Below are 12,680 nucleotides of genomic sequence, written 5' to 3' on the forward strand. Positions count from 1 at the left end.
AGCGTTCAGTAGCCCGAGCAGGAAAAATTGAATCGCACCGAATGCGGTACGAAAAACGACCATGAAATCTTAACGAATCCGTTCCCATTTGAGGCGGCCAGGCGGATAGAATGCGAGCGCGGGATTTTTGGAAAACGTTTTCCGATTCTTGGTCTCACTGGATGTTGTCATGTCTGTATTACGCTTTGCTGCCTGCCATCACTTGATGGCGATGCTCGCCCCCCTCAGTCTTGGGTTACTACTCTCCAGTTCGATTTCCGCTGCGGCTCCTGGGATGACGCCCGGACCGGTGGAAATTCAATCGATCGGGCCGATGACCTTTGCCGAGGACCATGTTCTTTTGGTCGGAGACCCGAAAGCAGCAACGGTCTACGCGATCGAAATCGAACCGACGGCTGAAACCGCTGCCCAACCGCAAGCGGCCTACCAAATCGAAAACGTCGCCCAAGCGATCGCAGCAGCGGCTCAAACCGAGGAATCAAATGTCAGCCTTGGCGATATGGCTGCCGACGCGAAGAGCCAAACCGTGGTCCTGTCCGCGTTGGTTGGCGGCAAGGTAAAGCTGTTCCGAATTCAACCTGACGGGGCGGTTTCGGCCATTCAAACGGACAAAATTCCTCACGCGAAGAAGGAACTTCCGAATCCTCCTGCTGACGAAATGACAGGACAAGGACGCCGACAACGCAACCTTCGGCTGGAATCGATCACCGACCTTGCTTTCTTTGATGGCAAAGTGCTTGTCTCGGGAGCCTCTGCCGGCGAAGCGAAATCCGCGGTCCGGGAATTTCCGTTTCCGTTCGGCGAAAATAGCTTGATCACGAACGTTGAAATTTTTCATGCGGCACACGGACGCGTTGAGGATTCGACAATTCGCACTTTTGTCCCAATGACGATCGAGGGTTCGCCTTCCTTGTTGGCCGGATTTACCTGCACCCCACTCGTTCGCTTCCCCATTGCCAAAATGCGCGGCGAACAGAAAATCCGCGGAACCACCGTTGCGGAACTGGGCAACCGGAACGTTCCGCTTGACCTAATCGTTTACGAACAAGGTGACAAGCAATACCTGTTGATGACCAATTCGGCTCGCGGTGTGATGAAAATCAGCACCGATCAACTAGGGGACGACGAAGGGCTGACCCAACCGGTTCGGGGCGGCGGTACTGCCGGCCAAGCCTTTGAACAGGTCAACGACTGGAACGACATCGTCCAAATGGACAAGTTCAGCGATAGCCAAGCGGTCATCCTGACAGGCAAACCGGATGGAGTTCAGAAACTTTCCGTCGTCGACCTGCCGTAAACCGCGACCCGGTGTTCGATAGCAAAGAAAAGTGCAATTGCCAGCGAGAGAAGATTCAAGATATAGAAGGGTTATGCCGATTGTTACAGGCTGCCCCTATCTCTTACTTTCTCTCGCTTTCGGACTTATTTGCTATGAACCATCGTTTTGTAGGCGTCTTGATCGTCCTATCCAGCTTGATCGGTTCAACCGCGAACGCTCAAGGAAACACCCAACGTGGAGCTGCCTTGGGTGGTGTTGCCGGAGCGATTGCGGGGGGAATCATCGGTGAAAACAATGATGAAGCGGGAGCCGGTGCGGTAATCGGAGGCCTGTTGGGAGCCGTTGCCGGGGGATCGATCGGGAATGCAAAAGACCGTGAAGCCCAATACCAGCAACAACAATATCAATACCAACAGCAAGCCTATCAGGCTCAGCAACAGCAGTACGCTCAACAGCAGGCAGCCGTAACGACGGCCGATGTGGTCTCCATGACCCGCAGCGGCCTTCCCGATACGGTGATCATGAATCAGATCCAGCAGCGTGGCATCCAACGCCGCATCGAAGTTTCCGATATTATTTCGCTGCACCAGCAGGGCGTTCACGAACCGGTGATCAACGCAATGCAAAACGCGTCGGTAGGACCTCCCGCAGTGGCGGCCCCCACCACCACCATCGTTCAGCCAGCTCCGATCGTCGTCGAAGAGCGTTACTACGCTCCTCGACCAACTGTGGTAGTCCCTGCTCGCCCTCGCTACTATCATGACCATCGTTACTACGGCCCACCTCGACATCACCGCGGACCTCCCCGTGGTGGCAGCATTTCGATCGGCTTCTAATTCTCGGCGGTGAACCAAATTGGGCGTCGCTGACCTTCCACTTAGCGACAGTTCAATTTAATGGAATCCCAACCTTCTCACGCCAAGATTCAGACGTTCTGCCTAGTGGTCATCGCGACCGCAGTGGTGATTTACCTGATCTATTGGCTCCGACCGGTTCTGGTTCCCTTTGTCGTCGCCGCTTTTGTCGTTAGCGGTGTGACCCCAATCGTCGAAGCTTTTGAAAAACGGCTTGGCGTTAGCCGGGTTATCGCCGCTGGCCTGACATTTTTGATCGGGTTGATGGCAACGGTCGTGCTGGGAATTTGCCTGTGGCTATCGGTCGCCCAAATGGCAGAACATGGCGACCTGTATCGCATACGCGTTCTGAAACTTTCCACAACCATCGACAAAGTGATCACCGACACCCACAACTGGGCACGGCAGTTCTCTCTTACAAGTGAACTAGATTACGAACTAGATGGTTCAACCGACGCCGAATTCGCAAGCCAATCCAACCTAGACTTGCATGGCGAAACGAGCGATCCCCTTCGATCCGACCTAGCGGCCGCACCGACGGGAGTTCAACGCGAGATAGCCAATTCAAAGCATCCAAGGGTCGAGTTCCAGAACTCGATTGACGCGATGCTAAAAAATGGCCTGACAAAACTGTCCGGCGAACTATTCAGTTTGGTGACGACCAGCATCATCGTGTTAATCTACGTCTTCTTCTTGCTACTGGGCTCGGTCGACGTCCCTTCCCCCGATTCGTCTCTGCAACGCATCAATCAACAAATCCGCAACTACCTATCGCTCAAAACCCTCATCTCGATGGCGACTGGCGGTCTGTTCGGATTGACGCTTTGGATTTTTGGTGTCCCGATGGCGTTAACGTTTGGAGTGATGGCCTTTTTGCTGAACTTCATTCCCAACATCGGCCCGATGGTTGCAACCATTCTCCCCATTCCACTAATCATTCTTCAACCGGAAGGATCGATTGCTTGGATGACGGTCACCATCCTTGCCATTTCAAGCATCCAGTTGACCAGCGGGAACGTGATCGAACCCAAACTGATGGGAGATTCCTCCGGCCTTCACCCCGTCATTATTCTGTTGGCACTGATGTTCTGGGGGATGATGTGGGGGATCACCGGCATGTTCTTAGCAACCCCCATCGCGGCCGGAATCAAAATTGCCTTAGAGAGCATTGATTCGACGAAACCAATCACGGAACTGATGGCAGGCCGCTGGAACGAAGCCTTCTCCCGGAAGGCGTAAACCGAAATCAAAACCAGCGGAACGCCTTGGTTACGTTCCTTTCAGATCGCACGCCCCGCCCGTCAGGTGACGATCACCGCAGCCGATTCACTCGATCGATTCGGGAACGTCGTCCAGTCCGTAGTACTGATGTTCGATGCCGTCCTCTTGGACCTTAACGATCCGAAACCCCGAGGGGTCTTTGCCCAGCGGACGACCGACAGGGCCGGTCGTAATCATTTCCATCGCTCCCGATCGACCGTAGGCGTTTCGGTGGTAGTGCCCCGCAAAGACGGCTCGAACGTTCGCAGCCTTTAGCTGAGCCAACAATGGTGTTCGACGTTCCAGTGGGATGTTGAAGTACTGATCCGGCTCGTCGTCCGTTTCCAGAAACATTGGATGATGCTGAAACACGAACACATGTTTCGCTTTTTCGGTTTGCGGGTTCTGCAATTGCTTCTCCAACCAATCTTGCTGCGACTGCAATACTTCAGGAGCTCCGCTGGGATCTCTCAAGACACTCGAATTGAGGACGACATTAAACACGCCTCCAACCCAAAAGGAGAAGTAATCGTCTCCAAAGTTCGCGTCATACTGAGCAATCGATTTCGCCGTTGGGCGGTTCCCAATATCGTGGTTCCCGCAGACACAAACCAACGGGATTTCAGGATCGACTTTCGAAAAGTCTTGGTGGTACTGAGCCACCTGAGCCTGATAGCGAGCCTGCTCGGGCGTCGCATTGGTTAGGTCGCCACAAACGATCACAAATCGGGGCTTAAGCCGATTGATGTGTGCGATCGCTTGCTGGCAAAGTTCCTTCTCTTTCTCTAAACCTTTGTTGCCGGTGAACATTCCGTACTGCGTATCGGCAAGCTGCATGAAAAAGAAGGGTTGTTGCCAAGTTTGCTCTTTCTCGGCATCAAACGCACGAAAGGTGCGATCCTTAGCTTGCTTGAAGCGAGCGTCGACCTTTCCTGTCGGCTCTTCCGCATGCAACAGCGAAGAAGCGAAGAGGGAACATGCGGTTAAGAGAATCGTTCGAACGAGATACATGATGTTGAGGTTTCGTTTTGAATGATGCGAGAAACGAAGGGATATTGTGTCAGGCTAGGGAAGTGAAATCGATGGGCGACCTATTGCCGATCGGTCCACGCCCTGGCGAGCGTACTTACGTGGCTACCGTGGCTACCGTCGTCAGGCGGTGGTTCCCACCGGGAACCCGTCACCAATAGATTTTACATCCCCCAGCCTATCCCTCCTTGGGAGAGGAGACTTATTTCGAGACGGCGGTTCCGATGCCTGCGCGTCCGTAACCGTTGCCACAGTAAAACAGTCGCAGGTGATCGCCTTCACGCAATACGCTTGGATATTCGACCATCTGCTTTTCCCATCCGTTGCCGGTTGGCAATAACTGAAGATTGTCCCCCACTTCAGGGCCTCGACGCCAATGAATGCCGTCGTCCGATTCGGCATAACAAATCGAATAGTACATATGACGTGACCCGATTGCCGAATACCACATCCGGAACAACCCGTCCGGATCTTGCAGGACAACCGGCCCGGCAACGGCGATGTTTTCGTAATCTCGGTCAGGATTGCGAGTCATGACCACGCCTTTTTTGGTCCACTCGATCCCATCATCGGAAACGGCAAGACAAATGGTTTTCTGTTGATGCAATTCATGGGTAGTCCCGATTGTCGGGCATCCCGTGTAGTAGAAGAACCACTTCTCCGTCCCATCCTCTTGCCGAAGACGTTGTACCGACCCACCAGCGATCCCGATCGCGTCGGGGTCGCCATGTTTCATGCTGCGCGACAACACGGGCTGTTCACTATAGCGTTTCCAGTTCAGTCCATCTTTGCTTGTTGCCACTCCAATTCCAGGAAACGCACTTAATCCTGCCCCCTTTCCTGAATTGCCTGTGTAGTAAAGGTTCCAACCTTTGTCCTTGGTCTGGATCGCGTGGGGCAAAACACACCACAGTGCATCAAAAGCCCCAGCAGCACCCGTATCGAACAGAGGTTCCGTACGTTTCCAGTCGGTTAGATCATCGACATCCGCCACAGCGTATGCCAATCGCTGCTTGCGATCGGCGCCTGCACCCGAATAATAAACACGGTACTGATTCCCTTCACGCACCGCCCATGGATTCATGCAGCGATAGGAATCAAATTCACCCTCACGAGGAGGAATCACGGGATTGTCGGGATGCCGAATCCACTCAACCGATCGTTGCAGTTCCGCGTACTCATCCGAGTGCGACAACCGCATCGAAACGACTTCCTTCTGGCGACGATCGATTCCAAACAGCGTCCCGATATCACTTCGGTCCCAGGCAATTCCCTGACCGGTAATCGGAGCGGCAATCGTGGTTTTGTAGGTAAGGGTTCCGCTTTCCGCCGGAACATCTAGCACATACAGTTCCGGGTGGTCATGCCCGGTGACGAACAACCGACCGTTTGGCCCAAACGATCCGCCCGAATTACTGTTGGGCAGAAATCGTTTCACCACGTTTTCAGGAAACGTGAATTCTGCGATCGGTTTCCAATCGTCGTCATAACGAATCAGTTTTGTGCGAGCAGCTTCGTCCGCTCCATAAAACGCATACACAACCCACCAGGAATCGCGATGCCGATCGACCCAGTTGATCGCCCCTGTGGATTTTTCAAAGGGAAGCGACTCCAAATGCTTGAGCGACTCGGCGTCAAAAACCTCGATCGTATTATTGAGCGGCGTCGCGGGCCAATTGGAATGGGCACAGTACAAACGCCCATCGACAACGACTCCGCTGTTTAAATGCTTGATCCCCGCGTCTTCTTCGGCTTTCCAAGCAACCAACGGCTCATTGGTCGATTTGTCGTAGCGGGTGATCGCTTGATTCGAAATCGCAAAGAAAGAAGCTGCATCGACAGCGACCGCTTGGTGGGCTTCGGGAGCAGCAACCCGCTGCCGTTGTTGAACGGTTAGGTCCGCAGCGGACAAAACATTTCCGAATAACACTGCGAGGCACAAGAAGAACGCGCAAGGAGGGTATCGCATGAAACAGACAATCCGTGAAGCGAATGAAGCAGGTAGGAAGAAACGGATAGCGAATAAGCTACCCGATCCAGAGGCGGGGTAGGGCGGATGGGAACCAATTCCCGATGCCCTAGAAGAACCAGTATATTCGACAAGTGCCTGCGATCATCGCGTTGGCTGCCGATCCCAAAGCTTTTCAACAAAAAAATCGGCTCGACGCCGCTTTCCATAAGCACTTTCTCCCGCGCCATGGCCGCGGCCCGGGAAAACAATCAGCTGAAAATCTTTGTCCGCTTTGATCAACGCGTCGACGACTTGCATCGTACTTGCCGGATCCACATTGCGGTCCAGTTCACCGACGGTCAACATCAGGTCCCCTTCCAGGTGCGAAGCCCGAGTCACATTCGACTGCTCCGCGTAGTGGGGGCCAACCGGCCACCCCATCCACAATTCATTCCACCAGATCTTATCCATTCGATTGTCATGACAGCCGCAATCCGCCACGGCCGCGTGGTAGAAATCGCCGTGGTTCAGCAACGCCCCAAGCGCACTCTGACCGCCAGCAGATCCTCCCCAAATCCCGACCCGCGTCAGGTCCATTTCAGGGTGCTTTTTACTTGCCGCTTTGATCCAGGCAATCCGATCGGGAAATCCGCTATCCGCTAGATTCTTCCAGCAGACATCATGAAATGCCTTCGATCGATACGACGTCCCCATCCCATCGATTTTGACGACGATGAAACCAAGGTCTGCCAGATCGGCTAGCCCACGATGCAAACCAAATTCCTTCGGCACAAATGCCGCGTGTGGCCCCGCATAGATCGATTCCAAAACGGGATACTTCTGTGTGGGATCAAAGTCATGGGGACGAACAATCACGCCGAAGATATCGGTTTCGCCATCGCGACCTTTCGCTATAAATCGTTCCGGTGGTTGCCAGCCTCGTTCCAGTAACGGGGATGCGTCGGCAGCCGACAGCTGACAAACCCGTTCACCGGAATCACTGCGGCGAAGTTCCGAAATAGGCGGAAGGTCGACGCGGCTATGCCGCGCGATTAAGAACTTCTTCGCCGGGGAATCGTCCCAGCGATGATCACCATCGGCAGCGGTCAAAGGGGTGACATTTGCGGTTTCCAAGTCGACCATCAAGCAGTGTCGATAGTAGGGATCCTGGTCGGGATAGAATCCGCCCGCCGTGATGCGGATACTGCCAGCGCTGTCATCGACATGATCGACACCGCGTACGACCCACTCACCTTGCGTCAACTGCCGCACCGTATCGCCGGTCCGTTGGTCGATCAGGTAAAGGTGGTTCCAGCCATCCCGTTCGCTCATCCAAATCAACTGGTTGGCTTCATCTAGATAGTGCAGAAACCGTTTCCCAGCGTAATCGACGAACGTGTCGCTGTGGTTCTCCACGATCACGCGGGGCTGAGTCGATTCGGCGTCGACACCGATTAACGAAAGGCGTTGATGCCCGCGTTCATTGAACAAGAAACGAAACGTCTGAGAATTTGGATGCCAGGAAAACTCGTTCAGCGCGAACGGGTTGGCGAACAACGCATCATCGATTCGCGAAAGGCTTAACGATGCAACCGATCCCAAGTAGGGTTGCGGATGGTCCAGCGGATCGCCTGGTTTCGTGTAGTCAAACGTCTGCAAGACCGGCTGCAACCGATCATCGGGCGCCGAATCGATGATCGTGACCTGGCGACGTTCCGCTTTCTTGGTCCGCAGCACGGCAAAGTGGAGTGAGTTTGGGGCCCAGTAAATCCGCCCACCAAAACCATCACCCTCGACTCCATCTTCGGACAACACATGGGATGCCCACTCCTCCGATTCGGAACTGCGAACTTGCAGGACGACATTCTTCTCTTCAAAACGAACACGTTTGAGTCCATCGGGCGATAGCGCTGCGTTGCGGCTGCGTTCACGGCGTCCGGTTGGATCTTGTTTGCTGTCCCTTTGTTTCCCCGACGACCGACGCGGTGCCGGAGCCTGTTGATCGGAAGTTATTTCAAAGCGAGCCGAATAACTGGGCGTCTGAACGGCGACAACAGGTTCTTTGGCCTGGGAAGTGACCAACCAAACGTGTCCGGCGTAAGTCGATTGAGACCGACTTGCGCCAGCGTCCAGGTTCCCGTACTCGACCCTTGAGCCATCGGTAGCAATCCACACCAATCGAACGGGGTAGTCAAGCTGATTCACAAACGTCAATTCGGTTTGCTCACCGCCGCCTTCCGAATACCGCAGGCGTTCAAGCGGTTTGAGCGATTTTCCACTTAGATCCACATCCGCGTTCTTTAAGATCGACTGCTGCCGATCGAATTCCCATGTTTTGCCCGCGAACCGAAACCGGACCAGATTCAAGTCCTCGCCAAATTCAAGTTTCCGAAAGGGGAGGGCAGTCGGTTCCACAACTTGTTCCGCTTGTTCGCTCAACTGAGCGGCAAGCGTCTGATGATCGAACAGGGGCGATTGATTTCCGGTGCTGGTATCGATCCAAACGAAGTTCCCTGCCTGGGACGTGGTTTGTTGATAGAACCACAGATGTTCGTCACGCTCACCGACCCAGTTCCAGATTGGGCGTTCATTAAGAACTTGATTACGCAGTTTCTGTCCCGCTTCGGCAACCCAGCGGTACTGCGATTCGGTTCCCTGAGCTTGAATGTTTGCCTGACTGAAGCCCCCTTGGACGGCTGCAAAGCACAGCACCAGGAAAAGGAACGCAGGCATCGAGAAGGCGCGGCTCCGACGGGCCCGAGGCGAATCGTTCACAGCCGAGTCGTTCTGGGCGGGGAAATTCAGAGCGATCGACTTTGCCTGATCGACCGAGACGATTCGAGCATTCAGCAGCGAGCGTTGTTTTTGCGATCGGTGTTTGCGTCTCCATCGAGAAAGACTTTCAGCGCCTTTCGATTGGAATCGAAAGCCATTTGCGAAAGAGTTTTCTCGTTGCATTTCGCCCATTCCCAGGATGTTACTTCGACATCATCCGCCCGAACCACTTCGTTCGGGTCCACCGTACAGACATAGAATACATCAAGGACCTGCAGAATGACTCCTTTGTAGCAGTAGGTATTCGGGAATGTGGTCAACTGGTTCATCGAAAGGACCGTCAACCCCAACTCTTCACAGACTTCACGCCGCAGTGCCTCCTCGGCTCGTTCACCCGGATCGACGAACCCACCGGGCAATCCATATTGTCCTTTTCCAGGATCTTTGGCTCGCCGAATCAGCAAGATTCGGTCCTGTTTGTCAGCAATAATTGCTCCCACCGCTCCTACCGGGCCAAAATAGAAGACAAACGAGCAGGCATGGCAGCGGAACGGATTACAAGATCGACCGGGATTCGTCTTGACCGCCTCCGCAGCACCGTCCTCGGAGGACGCATCCTCGCGGGGCGTCCCACAACGAGGGCAATAATGAAAAGACTCAGCAACAGGAATAGGGGCATTCATCAGAAAAGCTCGCGAAGGAATCCATCAACAAGAATCATGTGCCGAAAAGAGGGTCCTTGCAAATTCGTCCCCCGTATCCGAACCTGTAGATAACATGTTGAACGTCATTACGCTAGCTTTTCTGAAAGAACCCCCATGTCGGAAGCGAAAAGTGCCGCCGATCTTCTGCGACATTTACACCGGTTACATCGCCAGATCAACGATCTAAAGGATCGTCTGAGCCGTGGGCCGCGGCAAATTAAGGCGGGTGAAGCAGCGGTTGCCGCCTGCGAGAAGGCCTGCACCGACGCCGCCGAAAAATTAAAAAAAGCACGTCTCGCGGCAGATGACAAGCAATTGCAGCTAAAAACTCGCGAGCAACGAGTCGAAGATACTCAGGCGAAACTGAATACCGCCTCCAGCAACCGCGAATTCGACGCTTTGAAAGAGCAGATTGCTGCCGACAAGCAAGCGAACGAAGTCCTTAGCGACGAAATTCTGGAAGCGCTTGAGCACATTGATGAACTGGTCGAAAAAACCGAAATCGTCAAAGAAAATTTGGTCGCTCGCGAAAAAGAGCATGTTGCGCTGACTCAACAAGTCGAAGAACGGACCGCCCTGATCACTCCCGATCTGGAACGGGTTCAAGCCGAATTGACGGAAGTGGAAAAAGAACTTCCTCCGGATATGCGTCAGGAATATCAACGCATCATCAAGGCCAAAGGCGAAGACGGTTTGGCTCCTGCCGACGGCGAATCGTGCGGTGGTTGTTACCAAACGCTTTCACCTCAAATCATGAACGAACTGTACCTTAACAACCATGTTGTCTGCGCCGCCTGTGGTGCTTGGATTTACTTGCCTGAAGACCGCAAACTGAATCGATAGCGTGAGCGATGCATCGCCGGAGCCGCGGTCGGGCGGCCCTCCCGTTTTTAATGATCCGCTTCGCGACGAATGGGCCAACACGGTTACTCACGGCGCATCATGCGTAATCGCTCTGGCAGGGTTCGCATACATGGTCGCATTGACGCGGCCAATGTCGATCGGCGGACAGATTGCCTGCCTAACCTACACGGCTTCGGTCGTGACGGTTTTTCTATTTTCGACTCTTTCGCATGCCGTCCGGGAACCTTACCGCCGGCACCGAATGCGAGCTTGGGACCAAGGCACGATCTATTTGATGATCGCTGGGACCTATACCCCATTTGCCTGGGCGTTTGGTGGCCCCTGGCAAATTCCGTTACTCATTTTTTTGTGGGCCGTCGCCGGGTTTGGGTTTGTTTCCAAAGTCTTCATGAAACATCGAGTCCACAGCATCACCACCTGGACCTACCTCTTTCTTGGCTGGGCTCCGGCAATTGTGCTTGGCCCGCGAGTCCCCATCGAGTGCTTATTCGGGATGGGAATGGGCGGAATCCTATACACTGCGGGCGTCGTCTTCTTACTGAAAGACCAACACCGCCGTTTTAACCACGCGATTTGGCATCTATTTGTCTTGATTGCCGCAACGGTTCACTTTCTGACAATCTGCAATCAAGTGGTCCAACCGCTGGTCAGCCAACTACCGAAAGTAGCCAGTATTTGGTAAACCATCGGTCCGAACTATCTTACAAAACCCCTTCAACAGGAGCCTTTCCGACGATGGACATGCACGAATTGACTCGCAGCCTGCAAGTAAAAAACAAAGCGAAAATCGTGATGTTGGTCGGGGATGGCCTTGGGGGCCTGCCGATGGAGGCGGGTGGCAAGACCGAACTGGAAACCGCCGTCACGCCGAACCTGGACCGCTTGGCCAAGAACGGTGTCCAAGGAGCCAGTATTCCTGTGAAACCGGGGATTGCGCCAGGTAGCGGCCCAGGACATCTTGGCCTGTTTGGTTACGACCCATTGAAGTATCAGATCGGCCGTGGAGCCCTTGAAGCGACCGGCATCGGATTCGAACTGCAGGACGGCGACGTCGCCATTCGCTGTAACTTCTGCACCCTCGATGCAGACGGAAATATCTCGGACCGACGTGCAGGACGCATCCCTACTGAAGAAAGTGCACCGATCGCGATCAGCCTTCGGCAAATCAAAATCGACGGGATTGAAATCTTTGTCGAACCTGTCAAGGAACACCGATTTGTTGTCGTTTTCCGAGGCCCGGGCCTAGGTGGAGAGGTCAACGATACCGATCCCCAAGCGACCGGCGTCCCACCGCTTGAGCCCGTTGCCCGCGATTCCGGCAGCAAGAAAACAGTCGAAGTCGCCAAAGAATTTCTCCGTCAAGCGAAAGAAATCCTCAAAGATCAACCCAAAGCAAACTTCCACACGATGCGTGGATTTGCCGCCAAGCCTGCGCTCCCTACCTTTGACGATGTCTACGGTTTGCGAGCCGCTGCGGTCGCCGTCTACCCGATGTACAAGGGCCTCGCCCGGTTGGTCGGAATGGATATCGTCGGGAATGCTCAAACGCTTGAGGAACAGATGGAAGTCCTCAAACAGAACTGGGACGATTACGACTTCTTCTTTCTGCACTACAAATACACCGACAGCACTGGTGAAGACGGCAATTTTGCTGAAAAGGTCAAACGAACCGAAGATTTAGATGCTGCGATTCCCAAGATCGAGGCCCTGAAACCCGAAGTACTGATCGTCACTGGCGACCACAGCACGCCGGCTTACCTGAAAAGCCACAGCTGGCATCCAGTGCCAACCCTCCTGGTCAGTGATTGCTGCCGTCCCGATCCCCATGATTCCTTTTCCGAATCGACTTGCATCACGGGCGGTCTAGGGCAGTTCGAAGCGAAATACTTGATGTTGCTCGCGCTGTCCAATGCGGAACGCATGGGCAAGTACGGAGCGTAACAAGCGGCGTCAGTACGTCGGAA

10 protein-coding genes are annotated in these 12,680 nt (G+C 54.1%); 6 read left to right on the forward strand and 4 right to left on the reverse strand.

Features of this window, described 5'->3' with window-relative positions:
* The first annotated feature begins 169 nt into the window (after positions 1-169).
* The 3 genes from FF011L_RS14460 (at position 170) to FF011L_RS14470 (ending at position 3,372) form a co-directional block, all read left to right on the forward strand.
* Positions 170-1,297, forward strand: coding sequence for a hypothetical protein (locus tag FF011L_RS14460; protein ID WP_145352357.1), 1,128 nt, complete (start codon positions 170-172; stop codon positions 1,295-1,297).
* Positions 1,298-1,431: 134 nt separating this feature from the next.
* Positions 1,432-2,115 (forward strand): glycine zipper 2TM domain-containing protein, encoded by a 684-nt coding sequence (locus tag FF011L_RS14465; RefSeq protein WP_145352359.1) that lies wholly within the window; start codon positions 1,432-1,434, stop codon positions 2,113-2,115.
* A 60-nt stretch (positions 2,116-2,175) separates the two neighbouring features.
* Positions 2,176-3,372, forward strand: a complete 1,197-nt coding sequence (locus tag FF011L_RS14470) for an AI-2E family transporter (RefSeq protein WP_145352361.1) — start codon at positions 2,176-2,178, stop codon at positions 3,370-3,372.
* Positions 3,373-3,459: 87 nt separating this feature from the next.
* On the opposite strand, the gene FF011L_RS14475 is transcribed toward FF011L_RS14470, so the two are convergent.
* The 4 genes from FF011L_RS14475 to FF011L_RS14490 form a co-directional block, all read right to left on the reverse strand.
* On the reverse strand, positions 3,460-4,404 hold the full coding sequence (locus FF011L_RS14475) for a metallophosphoesterase (protein ID WP_145352363.1): 945 nt from the start codon (positions 4,402-4,404) through the stop codon (positions 3,460-3,462).
* Positions 4,405-4,624: 220 nt separating this feature from the next.
* Entirely contained in the window at positions 4,625-6,391 is a 1,767-nt protein-coding gene (locus FF011L_RS14480) for a glycoside hydrolase family protein (RefSeq protein ID WP_145352365.1), read from the reverse strand.
* Between the two features lie 144 nt (positions 6,392-6,535).
* Complete coding sequence (locus FF011L_RS14485; protein WP_218932635.1) at positions 6,536-9,106, reverse strand: prolyl oligopeptidase family serine peptidase; 2,571 nt, start codon at positions 9,104-9,106, stop codon at positions 6,536-6,538.
* A 113-nt stretch (positions 9,107-9,219) separates the two neighbouring features.
* Positions 9,220-9,831: an NUDIX hydrolase gene (locus tag FF011L_RS14490; RefSeq protein WP_145352369.1), complete on the reverse strand. Its 612-nt coding sequence runs from the start codon at positions 9,829-9,831 to the stop codon at positions 9,220-9,222.
* A gap of 135 nt (positions 9,832-9,966) precedes the next feature.
* On the opposite strand from FF011L_RS14490, the gene FF011L_RS14495 reads away from it, so the two are divergent.
* From FF011L_RS14495 to FF011L_RS14505, 3 genes are read left to right on the forward strand one after another with little or no spacing between them, the layout of a single operon-like run.
* Positions 9,967-10,695: a zinc ribbon domain-containing protein gene (locus tag FF011L_RS14495; RefSeq protein WP_145352371.1), complete on the forward strand. Its 729-nt coding sequence runs from the start codon at positions 9,967-9,969 to the stop codon at positions 10,693-10,695.
* A gap of 1 nt (position 10,696) precedes the next feature.
* The gene (gene trhA / locus FF011L_RS14500; protein WP_218932636.1) at positions 10,697-11,398 is read left to right on the forward strand and encodes a PAQR family membrane homeostasis protein TrhA; all 702 of its coding nucleotides are present in this window, start codon (positions 10,697-10,699) and stop codon (positions 11,396-11,398) included.
* A 53-nt stretch (positions 11,399-11,451) separates the two neighbouring features.
* A complete protein-coding gene (locus FF011L_RS14505; RefSeq protein WP_145352374.1) occupies positions 11,452-12,657 on the forward strand; it encodes a 2,3-bisphosphoglycerate-independent phosphoglycerate mutase in 1,206 nt (401 codons plus the stop codon).
* The last annotated feature ends 23 nt before the right edge of the window (positions 12,658-12,680 follow it).

The sequence above is a fragment of the Roseimaritima multifibrata genome (assembly GCF_007741495.1).
Lineage (GTDB): Bacteria > Planctomycetota > Planctomycetia > Pirellulales > Pirellulaceae > Roseimaritima > Roseimaritima multifibrata.